Origin of the sequence: Bradyrhizobium sp. NDS-1 (assembly GCF_032918005.1) — a bacterium.
In the GTDB taxonomy this organism is placed as follows: Bacteria; Pseudomonadota; Alphaproteobacteria; order Rhizobiales; family Xanthobacteraceae; genus Bradyrhizobium; species Bradyrhizobium tunisiense.
The window spans coordinates 4,872,372-4,887,859 of sequence record NZ_CP136628.1 but is presented as its reverse complement, the minus strand read 5'-3'; the positions used below and the strand labels follow the sequence as shown (position 1 = coordinate 4,887,859).

The 15,488-nt window shown below is 64.6% G+C and carries 18 protein-coding genes; 15 read left to right on the top strand and 3 right to left on the bottom strand.

Features of this window, described 5'->3' with window-relative positions; translation table 11 throughout:
- Window positions 1-142: 142 nt before the first annotated feature.
- The 8 genes from RX330_RS23195 (at window position 143) to RX330_RS23160 (ending at window position 8,336) form a co-directional block, all read left to right on the top strand.
- On the top strand, window positions 143-1,600 hold the full coding sequence (locus RX330_RS23195; RefSeq protein WP_317239947.1) for a 6-hydroxynicotinate reductase: 1,458 nt from the start codon (window positions 143-145) through the stop codon (window positions 1,598-1,600).
- Window positions 1,597-2,493, top strand: a complete 897-nt coding sequence (locus tag RX330_RS23190; protein ID WP_317239946.1) for a UPF0280 family protein — start codon at window positions 1,597-1,599, stop codon at window positions 2,491-2,493. The genes RX330_RS23195 and RX330_RS23190 overlap by 4 nt, the downstream gene beginning before the upstream one ends.
- Before the next feature lie 27 nt (window positions 2,494-2,520).
- Entirely contained in the window at window positions 2,521-3,105 is a 585-nt protein-coding gene (locus tag RX330_RS23185; protein ID WP_084803796.1) for an amino acid synthesis family protein, read from the top strand.
- 20 nt (window positions 3,106-3,125) lie between these two features.
- Window positions 3,126-4,328: an ABC transporter substrate-binding protein gene (locus tag RX330_RS23180; protein WP_212087064.1), complete on the top strand. Its 1,203-nt coding sequence runs from the start codon at window positions 3,126-3,128 to the stop codon at window positions 4,326-4,328.
- Between the two features lie 149 nt (window positions 4,329-4,477).
- Window positions 4,478-6,367 (top strand): ABC transporter permease, encoded by a 1,890-nt coding sequence (locus tag RX330_RS23175; protein ID WP_212087061.1) that lies wholly within the window; start codon window positions 4,478-4,480, stop codon window positions 6,365-6,367.
- Window positions 6,364-7,155, top strand: coding sequence for an ABC transporter ATP-binding protein (locus RX330_RS23170; RefSeq protein ID WP_317239945.1), 792 nt, complete (start codon window positions 6,364-6,366; stop codon window positions 7,153-7,155). The genes RX330_RS23175 and RX330_RS23170 overlap by 4 nt, the downstream gene beginning before the upstream one ends.
- The gene (locus tag RX330_RS23165; RefSeq protein ID WP_212087055.1) at window positions 7,152-7,856 is read left to right on the top strand and encodes an ABC transporter ATP-binding protein; all 705 of its coding nucleotides are present in this window, start codon (window positions 7,152-7,154) and stop codon (window positions 7,854-7,856) included. Before RX330_RS23170 ends, RX330_RS23165 begins: the two co-directional genes overlap by 4 nt.
- A gap of 24 nt (window positions 7,857-7,880) precedes the next feature.
- Window positions 7,881-8,336 (top strand): MarR family winged helix-turn-helix transcriptional regulator, encoded by a 456-nt coding sequence (locus tag RX330_RS23160; RefSeq protein ID WP_212087052.1) that lies wholly within the window; start codon window positions 7,881-7,883, stop codon window positions 8,334-8,336.
- Between the two features lie 16 nt (window positions 8,337-8,352).
- Here RX330_RS23160 and RX330_RS23155 read toward each other — a convergent pair whose 3' ends face one another.
- Entirely contained in the window at window positions 8,353-9,042 is a 690-nt protein-coding gene (locus tag RX330_RS23155) for a hypothetical protein (protein ID WP_317239944.1), read from the bottom strand.
- 120 nt (window positions 9,043-9,162) lie between these two features.
- Entirely contained in the window at window positions 9,163-10,359 is a 1,197-nt protein-coding gene (locus RX330_RS23150) for an amidohydrolase family protein (protein ID WP_212087046.1), read from the bottom strand.
- Window positions 10,360-10,517: 158 nt separating this feature from the next.
- Here RX330_RS23150 and RX330_RS23145 point away from each other — a divergent pair, with 158 nt between their 5' ends.
- The 7 genes from RX330_RS23145 (at window position 10,518) to RX330_RS23115 (ending at window position 14,172) form a co-directional block, all read left to right on the top strand.
- Window positions 10,518-11,291, top strand: coding sequence for a ferredoxin--NADP reductase (locus RX330_RS23145; RefSeq protein WP_212087041.1), 774 nt, complete (start codon window positions 10,518-10,520; stop codon window positions 11,289-11,291).
- A 108-nt stretch (window positions 11,292-11,399) separates the two neighbouring features.
- Window positions 11,400-11,723, top strand: coding sequence for a hypothetical protein (locus RX330_RS23140; RefSeq protein ID WP_212087038.1), 324 nt, complete (start codon window positions 11,400-11,402; stop codon window positions 11,721-11,723).
- A gap of 82 nt (window positions 11,724-11,805) precedes the next feature.
- Window positions 11,806-13,077 (top strand): cytochrome P450, encoded by a 1,272-nt coding sequence (locus RX330_RS23135; protein ID WP_317239943.1) that lies wholly within the window; start codon window positions 11,806-11,808, stop codon window positions 13,075-13,077.
- Between the two features lie 138 nt (window positions 13,078-13,215).
- Window positions 13,216-13,401: a hypothetical protein gene (locus RX330_RS23130; protein WP_212087032.1), complete on the top strand. Its 186-nt coding sequence runs from the start codon at window positions 13,216-13,218 to the stop codon at window positions 13,399-13,401.
- Window positions 13,402-13,415: 14 nt separating this feature from the next.
- Window positions 13,416-13,616: a hypothetical protein gene (locus RX330_RS23125; protein WP_317239942.1), complete on the top strand. Its 201-nt coding sequence runs from the start codon at window positions 13,416-13,418 to the stop codon at window positions 13,614-13,616.
- A 16-nt stretch (window positions 13,617-13,632) separates the two neighbouring features.
- The gene (locus RX330_RS23120; RefSeq protein WP_212087026.1) at window positions 13,633-13,896 is read left to right on the top strand and encodes a hypothetical protein; all 264 of its coding nucleotides are present in this window, start codon (window positions 13,633-13,635) and stop codon (window positions 13,894-13,896) included.
- A gap of 33 nt (window positions 13,897-13,929) precedes the next feature.
- Window positions 13,930-14,172 (top strand): hypothetical protein, encoded by a 243-nt coding sequence (locus RX330_RS23115; protein ID WP_317239941.1) that lies wholly within the window; start codon window positions 13,930-13,932, stop codon window positions 14,170-14,172.
- Between the two features lie 34 nt (window positions 14,173-14,206).
- Here the strand turns inward: RX330_RS23115 and RX330_RS23110 are convergent, their stop codons facing one another.
- Complete coding sequence (locus RX330_RS23110) at window positions 14,207-15,457, bottom strand: DUF763 domain-containing protein (protein WP_317239940.1); 1,251 nt, start codon at window positions 15,455-15,457, stop codon at window positions 14,207-14,209.
- Window positions 15,458-15,488 lie beyond the last annotated feature (31 nt).

Below are 15,488 nucleotides of genomic sequence, written 5' to 3'. Positions count from 1 at the left end.
TCTTTGTGGACAGAGCCGATAGGCAAATGAGGTTTTATACGGCAGCCTCATCTTTTGCGCCGCACCGCCGCTTGACAGCCATCCGGAGCGCGCGCACCATCGTTCGTATACGAATGATAACCGCAATGCCGCTGGCTCCTACATGGTGACTGAAACGACGAGCGCCGCCATCGACAAGATCCGCTGCGATGCTTGTCCGGTGATGTGCTACATCAAGCCGGGCGCAGCGGGGGCCTGCGACCGCTATGCCAACCACGAGGGCAAGCTCGTTCGCGTCGATCCCCATGTGATCCTGGAGCGCACGGTTTCACATGGCGGCAAGCTGGTCCCGTTCAGCCGTACCGAAGATTGGGACGGCAAGATCGTCCACGAACCCTCGACCTTCGTGACCGCGATCGGCGCGGGCACGACCTATCCCGATTACAAGCCGGCGCCCTTCATCGTCTCCGCGGAGGTCGAGGGCGTCGACATGGTGACCGTCGTCACCGAGGGCATCTTCTCCTATTGCGGCATCAAGGTGAAGATCGACACCGACCGTTATCTCGGCCCCGAAACCGCGACGGTGCGCGCGCAGGGCGAGGCGGTCGGTCACGTCACCACCAGCGAATACGGCTCACAGATGTTCTCGCTCGGCGGCGTGCATCATCTGACCGGCGGCTCCAAGAAGGAGGGCCGCGTCACCTGTGACACCCTGATGGATCTCGCCAATTGCAAGGCGGTCGAGCTGACTATCGACGGCGGCGCGAGCGTGGTGGTGCAAGCCGGCCAGCCGCCAATCGTCAACGGCGTGAAAGAAGAGCGCATGCGCGTCGGCTGCGGCTCGGCGACAATCGGCATGTTCGCCAAGCAATGGCACGGCAAGGTCGACGAAGTCGTCGTGGTCGACGACCACATCACCGGCGTCCTCTCGGAGCATCAGGCCGGCAAGCTGCTCGACATCGCCGACACCGGCATCAAGATGAAGGGTCGACGCTCGACGCCGGGCCGCTATTTCCAGGTCGCCGATCCCGGTACGGGGTGGGGCGGCACCAACATTTCCGATCCGCTGGCGATCCTCGGGCCGTTCGATGCCAAGGAGGCACGACCCGGCCTGACCATGCTGATGGTCTCCACCACCGGTGAGCATTCGTCCTATTACGTGCTCGACGAGGCCCTGAAGCCGGTCGAGACCGAGATGCCTGCCGATCTGAAATTCTCGGTCGAGCGTATCCAGGAGAATTGCGAACCGGCGCTGTGCACGGTGCTGTTCATGGCCGGCGCGGGCGGCTCGCTGCGCGCTGGCGTCACCGACAATCCGGTGCGGCTGACGCGCTCGGTGAAGGACGCGTTGACGCGCGTCACCAGCGGCGGTGCACCTGTCTATGTCTGGCCGGGTGGCGGCATCACCTACATGGTCGACGTGACGCAGATGCCGGCGGGGGCGTTCGGCTATGTGCCGACCCCGGCCCTGGTCGCGCCGATCGAGTTCACGATGAAGCTGTCGGACTATGCCGCGCTCGGCGGGCACATGGATTATGTAAAGCCGTTGTCCGAGGTGCAGGGCGGTGATGATATCAGGCAATTGCCCTGGCAGAACCCGATTCCGGGACCTCGGGCATGACCAGGCTCCCGCAAATCGCATTGCTGTCTGATGGCCGGCGGCTGCATTTGCAGGATGGTCCGATCGATCTGGTCATTGAGGCGAGGGGCCGCGCGGACGCGGTGCACATTGCCTACCAGGCTGCGGCGCAGCGGTTCACGGGGCTACTCGACGAGCTATGCGCGGAGCTGCCGGAGCTGCGCGCCGTTGCCGAGGAGCGGACTTCGCTGAGGGGCGTGGTGGCGCGCCGGATGCATGCCGCGGTCGCGCCCTTCGCTGCTGATGGATTCATTACGCCGATGGCCGCCGTTGCCGGCAGCGTGGCGGAGGAAATCCTCGGCGCAATGCTGGGCGCTGCGAGCCTCGATCAGGCCTATGTCAACAATGGCGGCGATATCGCCCTTCATCTTGGCGAAGGTGAGAGGTTTTCGGTCGGCCTGATGGATCGGCCCGACCGCGACGGCGTGATGCGGACGATGAGGATCGATGCCGATGATCCGGTGCGGGGCATCGCGACCAGCGGACGCCATGGCCGCAGCTTTTCGCTTGGGATTGCCGACGCGGTGACCGTGCTGGCCGCAACGGCATCGCAAGCCGATGCGGCGGCGACGGTCATCGCCAATGCCGTGGATCTGCCGGGGCATCCTGGCATCATCCGGCAGCCGGCCAGCGAGCTTCAGCCCGACAGTGACCTCGGCCCACGCCTCGTCACCCGCGACGTGGGCGAGCTGTCTCACCATGAAATCGCCGACGCGCTCGAATCTGGCGCGGAACGTGCACGCCAACTGTTCGATCGCGGCTTGATCGAGGGTGCCGTATTGCAACTATGTGGTGATATGCTTGTCGTCGGACCGAAAGATTTTGAGCGGCAGGAAGCGCGCCCGCGTAAGCAGGAGAACGCACTTCATGCCTGAGCAAGGAAGAACCTTAAGGACGCAACCATGAGCGCGATCATCCGCAAGATCGTCACCGTCGTCGAAGAGACGCAGATGGAGATGGGCCGGCAGGTCTCGCCGCCGACGCGGCGTGCCGCGGCAATCGCCGTGATCGAAAATCCATTTGCCGGAAAGTACGTCGAAGACCTCTCGCCGCTGATCGCGATCGGCGAGGAGCTGGGCGAGCTGCTGTCGAAGCGCGCGGTGGCTGCGCTCGGCATCGATGGCGCGAAGGCGCAGAGCTATGGCAAGGCCGCGGCCGTCGGCGAGAACGGCGAATTGGAGCATGCGGCTGCGATCCTTCACCCGAAGATGGGCGCGCCGGTGCGCAAAGTTCTGAGCAAGGGTGCCGCGCTGATCCCGTCATCGAAGAAGCGCAGCGGGCCCGGCACCACGCTCGACATCCCCCTTGGTCACAAGGACGCAGCCTTCGTGCGCAGTCATTTCGACGGCATGGAGGTTCAGATCAACGACGCGCCGCGCGCCAACGAGATCATGGTCGCGGTCGCCGTCACCGACAGCGGTCGTCCGCTGCCGCGCGTCGGCGGGCTGACGGTTGCGGAGATCAAAGGCGAAGACGGTCTAAGATAATTTTAACGGTGGAGGTTGGGATGCGAGCAAAGAACTATTTCGTCGGCGCGGCGTTTGCGCTGTTGGCGGGTGGCATGGCTCATTCGGCCATGGCGCAGGATATCAAGATCGGCGAGATCAACAGCTATTCGCTGTTGCCGGCCTTCACCGAGCCCTATCGGAAGGGATGGCAGCTTGCGGTCGAGGAGGTCAACGCGGCCGGTGGCATCAACGGCAAGAAGCTCGTCGTCGTCTCCAAGGACGACGGCGGCAAGCCGGCGGATGCGCAGACTGCGGCCAACGAGCTCGTCTCGAGCGAGGGCGTTGCGATGCTCGCCGGCACGTTCCTGTCGAATATCGGCCTTGCGGTCAGCGACTTCGCCAACCAGAAGAAGGTTTTCTTCCTCGCGGCCGAGCCACTGACCGACGCCATCACCTGGTCGAAGGGCAACAAATATACCTTCCGCCTGCGCCCCTCCAACTACATGCAGGCGGCGATGCTGGTGGAAGCGGCGAGCAAGCTGCCTGCCAAACGCTGGGCGACGATCGCGCCGAACTATGAATATGGCCAGTCCGCGGTTGCGGTGTTCAAGAAGCTGATGTCGGAGAAGCGTCCCGATATCCAGTGGGTCGACGAGCAATGGCCGCCGCAGGGCAAGATCGACGCCGGTCCCGTGGTGCAGGCCGTCGCCGCCGCCAATCCGGAAGCGATCCTCAACGTCACCTTCGGTGCCGACCTCGTCAAGCTGGTGCGCGAAGGCAACACTCGCGGCCTGTTCAAGGGACGCGAGGTCGTGTCCTTCCTCACCGGCGAGCCCGAATATCTCGATCCGCTCAAGGACGAGACGCCCGAGGGCTGGATCGTCACCGGCTATCCCTGGTACTCGATCAAGACGCCCGAACATGACGCGTTCCTGAAGGCCTACCAGGCCAAGTACAACGACTATCCGCGCCTCGGCTCGATCGTCGGCTACCAGACCATCAAGGCGGCCGCCGCGATCCTGGCGAAGGCTGGCTCGACCGATCCGGAGAAGCTGATTGCCGCGGCGGAGGGCATCTCCATGCCGTCTCCGTTCGGCGAGATCACCTTCCGCAAGATCGACCACCAGTCGACGCTCGGTGCCTTCGTCGGCAAGACCGCGCTGAAAGACGGCAAGGGCGTGATGGTGGATTCGTCCTACAAGAAGGGTGCGGACTATCTGCCCGGTGATGCCGAGGTCGAGAAGCTGCGGCCGAAGGATTGAAGCAAGAGAGACCGGGGCCTCATGGTTCGAGACGCGCGGCGTCGCCGCGCTCCTCACCATGAGGGTCCCGGACCTCATCCTGAGGAGGCGCGGAGCGCCGTCTCGAAGGATAAAGCCCAGCACTGAAATCCAACCAACCCGGACCGCCGATGGCCTTTTATGTCGTACAGTTTCTGACCGGTCTCGCCAGCGCAGCGTCGTTGTTTCTGGTGGCCTCGGGCCTGTCGATCATCTTCGGCGTGACGCGGATCGTGAATTTCGCGCATGGCGCCTTCTACATGATCGGCGCCTACGTCGCCTTCACGCTGACGGAGCGGTTTTCGGGGGCGTTCGGCTTCTGGGGCAGCATCGTGCTGGCCGCGATTGCGGTGGCGCTGATCGGCGTGCTCGTCGAGATGGTGCTGCTCCGGCGCATCTATCATGCGCCGGAGCTGTTCCAGCTGCTCGCAACCTTCGGCCTGACCTTGATGGTCGAGGACCTCGTCGTGCTGGTCTGGGGGCCTGACGATCTCGTCGGCCGGCGCGCGCCGGGCTTCAGGGGTGCCATCGATTTCTTTGGCCAGAACATTCCGAGCTACGACCTGTTCCTGATCGTGCTCGGACCCGTCGTGCTCGGCATTCTCTGGCTGCTGTTCCAGCGTACGCGCTGGGGCGTCCTGGTACGCGCGGCGACGCAGGACCGCGACATGGTTGCAGCGCTCGGCGTCAATCAGAAATGGCTGTTCACGTCGGTGTTCGCCGTCGGCGTCTTTCTGGCCGCGCTCGGCGGCGCGCTCCAGATTCCGCGCGATGCCGTGCATCACGCCATGGACCTGCGCATCATCGTCGAGGTCTTCGTCGTCGTGGTGATCGGCGGCCTCGGCAGCATCGTCGGCGCCTTCGTCGCGGCCGTGCTGGTCTCCGAGCTCAATGCCTTCGGCATCCTGATCTTCCCGAAGATCTCCATCATCCTGGTGTTCCTGGTGATGGCCGTGGTGCTGATCGTGCGGCCCTGGGGCCTGTTCGGCAAACCGGAGGCGCCCGCGCGCAAGACACCGGGTCTCACCGTCAATCCATGGCGGCCGCTGACGTCGAACGAGCGGCTCGCCGCGCTCGCGGCACTCGTCATCGCGGCGACGCTGCCGCTGTTCGCCGGCAATTATCTGCTGACCGTCGGCTCGGAAATCGCGATCTTCGTGATCTTCGCCGTCAGCCTGCACTTCCTGATGTCGGTCGGCGGGCTCGCGTCCTTCGGCCACGCCGCTTATTTCGGCCTCGGTGCCTATGGCGTTGCTTTCCTGGCCAAGATGGCGGGGCTGCCGATGATCGTCTGCCTGTTGCTGGGCCCGCTGCTCGGCTGCATGGGCGCGGCCGTGTTCGGTTTCTTCGCCGTGCAGCTCTCCGGCGTGTATTTTGCGATGCTGACGCTGGCCTTTGCACAGATCGTCTGGTCGATCGCGTTCCAGTGGGTGAGTGTCACCGGCGGCGACAACGGCATTCTTGGCGTCTGGCCGGAAAAATGGGCGGCGAGCCCGTCGAACTTTTACTGGCTGGCGCTCGGCGTCGCCGCGCTGGTGACCGTCGCGCTGCGGGCCATGGTGTTCTCGCCCTTCGGCTACGCGCTTCGTGCCACCCGCGACTCGCTCCTGCGCACTGAAGCGATCGGCATCAACGCCAAGCGTATCCAGTGGACCGCCTTCGTGATCGCCGGCACGACCGCCGGTATCGGCGGCGCACTGTTCGCCTACCTCAAGGGCAGTGTCTTCCCCGACAATCTCGGTATTTCGCTGTCGGTCGATGCGCTGGTGATGGTGCTGCTCGGCGGCGTCGAGACGGTGTCGGGCGCGGTGATCGGCGCCATCGTCTACAAGGCGTTGAACATCTGGCTGGTCAGCCAGACCGACCTGTCGAAGCTCGTGCTCGGCGGCTTCATCATGCTGATTGTCGTCGTCTTCCCCAAGGGTATCGTCGGCATGCTGGAGATGTTGGCGCAACGCCGGAAGAAGGCATCGCCGCCCGGATCTCCCTTGCTCGCCAAGCCGATCGAGTCTGCCGAATGAGCGTTGCACCTCCACTTCTCGCCGTCGAAGGCCTGACCAAATCCTATGGCGGTATCCATGCCGTTCGCGGCGTCTCGTTCTCATTGCGTGCCGGTGAGATCCTGGCATTGATCGGGCCGAACGGCGCGGGCAAGAGCACCTGCTTCGACATGCTCAACGGCCAGAACAAGCCGGATTCCGGCCATGTCCGGCTGCTGGGCGAGGACATCACGGCCAGGAAGCCGCGGGAGGTCTGGCGGCTCGGCGTCGGGCGCACCTTTCAGATCACCGCGACCTTTGCCACCATGACCGTGCGCGAGAACGTCCAGGTCGCCCTGATCTCTCACAGCAAGCAGTTGTTCAATCTGTTCGGCTCGGCGCCGAAGTTCGACCGTGGCGAGGCCGGCCGGCTGCTCGAGCTCGTCGGCATGGGCGGCTATGCGGATCGTCCCTGCGGTGAGCTCGCCTATGGCGACCTTAAGCGACTCGAGCTTGCGGTGGCGCTCGCCAACCAGCCGAAGCTGCTCCTGATGGACGAGCCGACCGCGGGCATGGCGCCGCGCGAACGGGTCGACCTGATGCGGCTCACCGCGCAGATCGCCCGCGAGAAGTCGATCGGGGTGCTCTTTACCGAGCACGACATGGACGTGGTGTTCGAGCACGCCGACCGTATCATCGTGCTCAACCGCGGCACGCTGATCGCCGAAGGCACGCCGGCCGAGGTGCGCGGCAATCCGCAGGTGCAGGCGGTCTATCTCGGCGAAGGCCTCGTCTATGATGCCCGCCACCGCGAGGGAGCCTCGACATGAAGCTGACTGTCGAGGGCCTCAACAGTCATTACGGCCCGGCGCATATCCTGTTCGACATCGGCTTCGAGGTCGGCGAGGGCGAGGTGGTGGCGTTGCTCGGGCGCAACGGCGCCGGCAAGTCGACGACGTTCCGCTCCATCGTCGGTCTCGTCGCGCAGCGAACCGGCCGCATCCTGTTCGAGGGAAAGGACATCTCGCTGCGCCCGACGCATGAGATCGTGCGCGACGGACTCGGCTACGTGCCGGAGGAGCGGCGCATCTTCACCGACCTGACGGTCGAGGAAAACCTCGAAGTCGGCCGCCAGCCGAAGCGTCCGAACGCGCCGCACTGGACCCGTGAAAAGCTGTTCGCCCTGTTTCCAAACCTGGGCGAGATGCGGGGCCGTCCGGGCGGCCGCATGAGCGGCGGCGAGCAGCAGATGCTCACCATTGCCCGCACGCTGATGGGCAATCCGTCCCTGGTGCTGCTGGACGAGCCGTCGGAAGGCCTGTCGCCGAAGATCGTCGAGCAGATGGTCGACGCCATCCTGACCATGAAGAAGGAAGGCGTCAGCATCGTCGTCTCCGAGCAGAATCTGCACTTCGCGCGGCTGATCTCGGATCGCGCCTACATCGTCGAGCGCGGCCGCATCTGTTTCGGCGGCACCATGGCCGAGCTCGACGCGCGTCCGGATATCCGCGACGCGCATCTGTCGTTGTGAGGCAATGGGAAGGGCCACGAACGGATGGCGAGAAGCGTCACGGCGAAGAAAAGCATCAAACCGGCAAAACCGCCTTACGTGCTCGACGAGCAGGTCGGCTTCATCCTGCGCCAGGTCTGGCAGCGCCACAGCTCGATTTTCTCCCGCGACATCGGGACCAACCTAACGCCGACACAATGGGCGGCGCTGTCGAAGCTCGCCGAGACCGGGCCGTGCTCGCAGAACCAGCTCGGCCGGCTGACCGCAATGGACGTCGCCACCATCAAGGGCGTGATCGACCGCCTGACGGCGCGCGGCCTGACCGAAACCAGCCAGGATCCCGAGGATGGTCGGCGCCTGCTGGTGAGCCTGACGCGTGCGGGTCAGCAGCTTGCGGAGAAGCTGGCGCCGAACGCGCTGGCGATCACGCGCGAGACGCTGGCACCGCTCGACGCAAAAGAGCGCGAGACGCTGATGGCGCTGTTGAACAAGCTGCGATAGCGAAGACGATCGAAACTTAGTCTTTTTCCGGCCATTTGGCCCGGTATCGGATCTCGCTGCGGTCGGGCAGGGAACGCCATGTTCCGAGCTCCGGGGTATGCGGCGCCCTGGCCGACAATCCGATCGGGTAGATCCGGTTCGGCTGTCCCTCGATGTTGACCGCGAGCTGCCGGTGCGATGTTCGAAAGGCGAGCTCGACTTCACCCGTGACGACGGCTTGGTCGCCATCACGGCGAAAGCCGGCCGGGCTGAGCTCGGCAGGCATGGTGTTGATGTCGGTCTGCAACTCGATGGCGATGCTTTGCGGTGAGGTCGGCATCGCCGCACCGGGCGGAAGGCGTATCTCAAACACGAGCAGGGGATTGGCCGCGTTCGGGTTGAGCCACGGCGTCGCGGTTGCGTAGGCGTAGGCGAGGTAAGCGGCGGCGGCTCCGACGCAGAGCAGGGTGACGACGCCGAGCGACTTCAGGCTGTCGCGCGCGACGCTTCCATTGCTTGCGTTCTCGCCTGGACGCGACACCAGCCAACTGGCGAGCACCGCGCCGCCGATCGCGCCGATGGGAGAGTAGACGAACAGCGCCAAAAGGCCCGATGTGATGGGGTCGGCCCGGTTGCCCAGATCGAGCAGGGAAAACAGCACAAAGATCGCGACATAGCCCGCCACCGCACCTACGACGCCGGCGGCAATCCGCGACGAACTCTTCATGGTCCCCTCGACGCTCCAGCAATGCGCGGCCCTCGCCGGGCTGTCCGCATTAGACGCAGCGGGCGGGAGACCAGTTCAACGCGTTCGAGAGGCTATGCGGAGTGGCGGGCGTTGTGGTCTTCACTTCGCCACCACCTCCGGCACCTTGCCGGCCGGCGGCGTGTTGCGGCTGCGCTGGGTGCGCACGATGCCGTCGATGATGGTCATGCCGATGCCGGGGAGGTCGCCGAGCTGGACGCTCTCCAGGATGTTCTTGCCCGGCGAGTGCTGCGCCTTGTCCATGATGACGAAGTCGGCGGAGCGGCCGACCTCGATCAGGCCGCAGTCGAGCTCGCGCATCCGCGCGGTGTTGCCGGTGGCAAGGCAAAAGGCGAGCTCGGCCGGCAGATCGCCGAGCGAGGACAGCATCGAGACCATGCGCAAGATGCCGAGCGGCTGCACGCCGGAGCCGGCGGGCGCGTCGGTGCCGAGGATGACGCGGTGCAGGTCCCCCATCTCGCGTGCGGTGCGCAGCGTGAACAGCGCCGAGCGTTCATTGCCATTGTGCACGAGTTCGAGGCCGCGCTTGCAGCCCTCGCAGATGCAGCGGATCTGGTCGTCCGGGAGCGCCGTGTGGCCGCCATTGATGTGGCCGACCACGTCGGTGTCTGCCTCCAGCACCACGTCCTTGTCGATCAGGCCGGAGCCGGGGATCGAGGGGCCGCCGGTGTGGATCGTGCTCTGGATGCCGTATTTGCGGGCCCAGCCGACCATCTTGCGCGCGGTCGGACCGTCCTTGACGCCGCCGAGGCCGACTTCGCCGAGCAGCTTGACGCCAGCCGCCGCCAGATCCTTGAAATCCTCCTCGACCATCTCGCATTCGATCACGGGCGCGCCGGCATGAACCTTCACGCCACCGGGGCGCAGATTCCAGAATGCGCGCTGGGCGAAGATCGCCATGGCCTTCAAGCCGACGACGTCGCGCGGACGGCCGGGCATGTGGACTTCGCCGGCCGAAATCATGGTGGTTACGCCGCCATGCAGATTGCTGTCGATCCAGCCGATCTGGTTCTGGCGGGGCGTCCAGTCACCGGCAACGGGGTGAACATGGCTGTCGATGAGGCCTGGTGCCACCGTGGTGCCGTTGGCCTCCACGATGGTGGTCGCACCTTCCGTGTTGAGATCCTTGAAGCGGCCGATCGCGGTGATCTTGCCGTTCTCGGCGACGATGGTGTCGCCGTCCAGGATGGGCTTTTCCAGGGCGCCGGACAGGATCAGGCCGATATTCCGGATCACGAGCTTCGAGGGTCCGGTGGCCTGGGGTGCGTCATGCGCCATGGAAGGGGCTCCTTATTCCTAACTGTAACGCTTTCGATCTTGGGCAGCCTTGACCCCGGGAGCAAGCAGGATTATTCATTAGTACACGAATGATCGTGTACAAACGACGCATAGCTGGACCGCCTCGAAGACCGCATTGACGCGACAGGGAAGGTGAGATGAGCAATTTCAATCAGGAAAGCGTATTGAGCGTCCACCACTGGACCGACACGCTGTTCTCTTTCAAGACGACCCGCAGCCCGACCTTCCGCTTCCGCAACGGCGAATTCACCATGATCGGGCTCAAGGTCGGCGAGAAGCCGCTGCTGCGGGCCTATAGCGTCGCCAGCGCCAATTACGAGGACACGCTGGAATTCTTCTCGATCAAGGTCCCTGATGGACCGCTGACCTCGCGCCTCCAGCACCTGAAGGAAGGCGACGAGATCATCGTCAGCCGCAAGGCCACCGGCACGTTGGTGATCGACAATCTGGAGGAGGGGCGCAACCTTTACCTCATCGGCACCGGCACCGGCCTTGCGCCCTTCCTGAGCGTGATCAAGGACCCCGAGACCTATGAGCGGTTCGAGAAGGTGGTGCTTCTGCACGGCTGCCGGCACGTCAAGGAGCTCGCCTACGGCGAGATGATCAACGAGACGCTGCCGAAGGACGAGCTGATCGGCGAGTACATCCGGAACCAACTGATCTACTACCCGACCGTGACGCGCGATCCCTTCCACAACCGCGGCCGCATCACGGACCTCATCACGTCGGGCAAGCTGTTCAGCGACATTGGCTTGCCGGCCCTGGAATCCGCCCACGACCGCGTCATGATCTGCGGCAGCCCGGCGCTGGTGGCGGACACCCGCGCGCTCCTGGGCGAGCGCGGCTTTGTCGAGGGAAATCATGGGGAGCCCGCCCAATTCGTGGTCGAAAAGGCCTTTGCGGAGCGATAACGTCGATCTTCCTGCGCAATAAGACCGCATTTTCGCCGCGTGGCGCCCGTTGCGGCGCCGATTCGGCGCTTGATACACTGTGGGGGAACGAATCAGCGGAGTTCCCACATGGTTGCGGACAGCGACAGCAACATCGCCTGGCACCGGGTCCAGTTGAAGAAGAACCGCGCCGAGTTGAAGGCGCTGGAGACCGCGCGATTCACGATGGGCGAGATCGCCTCGTCGAAGCGGAACGGCCAGACCCAGAAGGCGGTCGCGGAACTCAAGCGCAAGATCGCGCAGTCCGAGCGTACCATCGCCGATCACGACAAGCGCACGCGCCGTCCGCTCGCAACCGATCTCCAGAGTCTCAGCAATGGCAGCTGGAGCCATTGGGACGCCTATACGCAACTGCAGCGCAAGACAGGCCAGCGTTCGCCCGGGCGCGGATAGACGCATCTCGCTTCCAGCGCCCTTGCACCGGCGGTGCCGCCCCCCATCTGGGTGAGACGCCAGCAATCAGTGCGGTGATGCCATGACAGTGCGCCTCGATTTCACCAGCGAGGCCTTCTTTCGCGATCCGCCCAAGGCGATCGAAACGCTGCGCATGTCCGGCCCCGTGGTCGCGACACGATTTCCTCTCGTCGGTGACGTCTGGGTCACCACGACCCATGACGCTACCGCGCAGGTTCTGAAGGACAGCGCGACCTTCACGCTGCGCAAGGAGGACGGCGACGTCGCCGGTCTGCGCTGGTGGATGCCGGGATACGTCAGGACCATCGCCAACAACATGCTGACGATGGACGAGCCGGATCACACGAGGCTGCGCAGCATCGTGGATGAGGCCTTTCGTCGTCGCGCGATCGTCGCGATGGAGCCCCGCATCCGTGCCATCGCCGATGGCCTCGCGGGCGAGCTGTTCGCGCATGACGATCCTGCCGATCTCGTCCAGCGCTACGCGCGCATCCTGCCGCTCGCGGTGATCTCCGAGCTCCTGGGTCTGCCCTTGGCCGATCGTCCCAGATTCATTGCCTGGGCCAACGCGATGTCCTCGCTGACCAATGTCGTCAGCTTCTTCCGCCTGCTGTTCGCGTTCCGCAAGATGCGCGCCTATCTCGCACAGCAATTGCAGATCGCGCGGGCACAGGGCGGCGAAGGCCTGATTGCCGAGCTGATCCAGGTCGAGCGTGAGGGCGGCCGGATCACGCCGGATGAGATGGTCTCCATGGTGTTTCTGCTGCTTGCGGCCGGCTCCGAGACGACCACGCATCTCATCAGCGGTTCCGCCTATGAGCTCCTCAGAAATCCCGGCCTGCGCCATTGGCTGGAACAGGACTGGAGCCGCGTCGGGCTCGCCGTGGAGGAGTTCCTGCGCTTCGTCTCCCCGGTGCAGTTCTCCAAGCCGCGCTACGTGCGGCGGGATGTCGATATCGAAGGCGTTCGCCTGAAGAAGGGCGATCGCGTCATGGTGATGCTCGCCGCGGCCAACATGGATCCGGCGATGCATGACCGTCCGGAGAGGCTCGATCTCGAACGCAAGCCGAACCGTCATCTCTCCTTCGGAACGGGAATCCACTTTTGTCTCGGCCATCAGCTCGCGCGTATCGAGGCGGCCTGCGCGCTGGAGGCGCTGTTCGCGCGATGGCCGAGACTTGGTCTCGCCGTCGATCCTGCGCAGGTCCACTGGCGCAGGCGGCCGGGCCTTCGTGCCATCGCAAAGCTTCCCGTCACGCCGGAGGGTCATGGAACGCATGCCGCGGCGTCTGGGGAAACGACAGTCGATCGTTCCCTTGCGCGCGCGAATTGAGCTTGCCTTTGGCAAATCGTCGCTGATCGTGGGCTGCCAGGAACGGTGCGCAGCGCTTGCTGTTGTCCTCCAGGACCGCGCGCACGTCACCGAAGAGGCTCCGTGCCCGAGGTTTCCAGATCTCACGGAGGTTGGATCATGACCAGCAGAATGCCGAATGTTCCGCCGGACAATCAGAGCCGGAAGGGAACTGGCGACGGCAAACAAATGTCGCCCGATCAGGGCCCGCGCGGCCAGCAGCGTGCGGAAAATCCGGACCAGCAGGGGCAGCAGGGCAACATCAAGCAAAACACGACCAATCAGGGCTACCAGCAAGACCGCTGAGGAGGCGACATCCCATGTCGACATCCACCAAGACACCAAACAGCATTCGCCAGGGCGGACCTGGCGCATCACATGAGAACGCGAAGGCGCCGCTGCAGGTGAAGAAGCCGCCGGCGGATAATTCGCAGCGCAATCACAGCCGCGTCTCGGGTGGCGGAGGCGAGCGCGACTCGCGTCACGCCCACGACGAGACGGGAAAGGGCGGAGGCAGGTGAGGATTGGGAGATCCGGATGCAAGGCAGGAAAACCCACGAACAGCAGGTGCGCATTCTCGAGCGCAAGCCCGACACCCCCGACGGGCAAGAGCTCGATCGGGCCGCCGGTCGCAGTCCCCCGGATGCGGGCATCCGTCGTACGCAGCCTGAAGCTCGGCAGAGCGAATTTCCGGTGAGCCGCGGCGGTCTCAACCAGGAGAGCGACCACAACAAGCACAATCACGCTGGCCAGAGTGGCCACAAGCCGCCGAAACCGACACCGGCGCAACAGAAGCATTAAGTCGTCGTGAGATCACTACAAGAGGAGAAACCGATGCCAAGTGGGCACGGCAGCAAGACGCACTTCAGATCGGGCATGCAGGGCAAGGGCGACGGCACCGGCGCCATGGCCGATATTCCCAAGGACAAGATCGGCGACAACATGGTGCTGTCCAACCGCGACAAGAAGCAGCATTCGGACATTCGTGGCATGGACGGCAAATCCATCCAGACCGAACAGTATCAGGATCACGCAGCCAACCGGCTCGACGAGAAGCCGGAGACCGACGAGACCTGAGAACGTTCCTCCCGCTGAACTTGCGGACCGGCGTTCAGCCGGTCCGCTTTTTTGTCGGTTTTAGGTCGCGCTCCCAACCGAACACGGAGCGGCCATCGAGATCCGGCGAAGCCGCACGCTCGTCTGCGATGTAGGCCTCGATCGGTGGCCCGCTCGCCGTGCGTTCCAGCCGCCGCGCCTGGTCGTCGAGGCGCTTGATCGCCTGCATTTCCTCGTCGCGTCCGAGCTTCGCGTTCCGGACCGCACCCTTCAGCACGCGGATGGTCTCGTCATAGACCTTGATCGGGACGGGATAGGGATGCCGGTCCTTGCCGCCATGGGCGAGCGAGAAACGTGCTGGATCCTCGAAACGGTAGGGCGCGCCGTGCACGACCTCCGCGACCATCGCCAGTGAGCGGACGGTGCGCGCGCCGACGCCCGGCGTCAGCAGCAGTTCGGGAAAATCGACCGGGCCGCGCTCGGCTGCGGCGGCGAGGGTGCCGTGCAGGCGGCGCGCGAACACGTCCTTGGGCCTGACATCGTGATGCGCGGGCATGATCAGGTGCGGCAGCATCGCCTGTGCCGGCTCGGGCCCGGTCCCCAAGAGCCGTTCGAATTCGCACACGATGCGATCGGGGCCGAGATCCCCCAGCAGATCGAGCTGCGCGCTCCGCGAGATTTCGGCGCGATGGTCGGTGAGATTGACGATCTCACCCTGTTGCGGCCCGTCAATCGCGCTATGCGGCGTATCGACGAAGCTCTTCAGCGCCTCGGAATGCCAGTGATAGCGTCGCGCCTGCCGCTTGTCGCCATTCATGCCCTGCTGCACCACCGTCCATTTGCCGTCGGCGGTGACGAAGAAGCCGTGGAGATAGAGGTCGAAGCCGTCTTGCACGGCCGCGCTGTCGACCTTCGCCACCAGGCGGCTTGCGCGAGTCAGCTTTGCGCCGTCGAATCCAACGCGGTCGCCGAGCTGCATCAATTCGTCCGGTGTCTTGCGCGAATGCTGGCCGCGTCCGCCGCAGACATAGATCCCGAGCTCGTCCTGAAGCGGCCCGAGCCCGCGCTTCAGCGCGCCGATCACGGAGGTCGTGATGCCGGAGGAGTGCCAGTCCATTCCCATGACGGCGCCGAATGACTGGAACCAGAACGGATGGGATAGCCGCTGGAGGAACGCATCGCGGCCATAATGCTGCACAATCGCCTGCGTGACGATCGACCCGAGTGAGGCCATACGGTTCGCCAGCCACGGCGGAACCCGTCCGGTATGCAAGGGAAGATCGGCACTGCCGCTACGTCGAGTCATGAGCGTCGCAAACTAGCCCAATTCGGCAACG

Bases quoted from the DNA above. Each gene is read 5' to 3' on its own strand.
- RX330_RS23145 (WP_212087041.1), top strand. From the start codon at position 10,518: ATGAGCAATTTCAATCAGGAAAGCGTATTGAGCGTCCACCACTGGACC.
- RX330_RS23175 (WP_212087061.1), top strand. From the start codon at position 4,478: ATGGCCTTTTATGTCGTACAGTTTCTGACCGGTCTCGCCAGCGCAGCG.
- RX330_RS23165 (WP_212087055.1), top strand. From the start codon at position 7,152: ATGAAGCTGACTGTCGAGGGCCTCAACAGTCATTACGGCCCGGCGCAT.
- RX330_RS23125 (WP_317239942.1), top strand. From the start codon at position 13,416: ATGTCGACATCCACCAAGACACCAAACAGCATTCGCCAGGGCGGACCT.
- RX330_RS23150 (WP_212087046.1), bottom strand. From the start codon at position 10,359: ATGGCGCATGACGCACCCCAGGCCACCGGACCCTCGAAGCTCGTGATC.
- RX330_RS23180 (WP_212087064.1), top strand. From the start codon at position 3,126: ATGCGAGCAAAGAACTATTTCGTCGGCGCGGCGTTTGCGCTGTTGGCG.
- RX330_RS23115 (WP_317239941.1), top strand. From the start codon at position 13,930: ATGCCAAGTGGGCACGGCAGCAAGACGCACTTCAGATCGGGCATGCAG.
- RX330_RS23120 (WP_212087026.1), top strand. From the start codon at position 13,633: ATGCAAGGCAGGAAAACCCACGAACAGCAGGTGCGCATTCTCGAGCGC.
- RX330_RS23140 (WP_212087038.1), top strand. From the start codon at position 11,400: ATGGTTGCGGACAGCGACAGCAACATCGCCTGGCACCGGGTCCAGTTG.
- RX330_RS23155 (WP_317239944.1), bottom strand. From the start codon at position 9,042: ATGAAGAGTTCGTCGCGGATTGCCGCCGGCGTCGTAGGTGCGGTGGCG.
- RX330_RS23195 (WP_317239947.1), top strand. From the start codon at position 143: ATGGTGACTGAAACGACGAGCGCCGCCATCGACAAGATCCGCTGCGAT.
- RX330_RS23130 (WP_212087032.1), top strand. From the start codon at position 13,216: ATGACCAGCAGAATGCCGAATGTTCCGCCGGACAATCAGAGCCGGAAG.
- RX330_RS23110 (WP_317239940.1), bottom strand. From the start codon at position 15,457: ATGACTCGACGTAGCGGCAGTGCCGATCTTCCCTTGCATACCGGACGG.
- RX330_RS23160 (WP_212087052.1), top strand. From the start codon at position 7,881: ATGGCGAGAAGCGTCACGGCGAAGAAAAGCATCAAACCGGCAAAACCG.
- RX330_RS23190 (WP_317239946.1), top strand. From the start codon at position 1,597: ATGACCAGGCTCCCGCAAATCGCATTGCTGTCTGATGGCCGGCGGCTG.
- RX330_RS23135 (WP_317239943.1), top strand. From the start codon at position 11,806: ATGACAGTGCGCCTCGATTTCACCAGCGAGGCCTTCTTTCGCGATCCG.
- RX330_RS23170 (WP_317239945.1), top strand. From the start codon at position 6,364: ATGAGCGTTGCACCTCCACTTCTCGCCGTCGAAGGCCTGACCAAATCC.
- RX330_RS23185 (WP_084803796.1), top strand. From the start codon at position 2,521: ATGAGCGCGATCATCCGCAAGATCGTCACCGTCGTCGAAGAGACGCAG.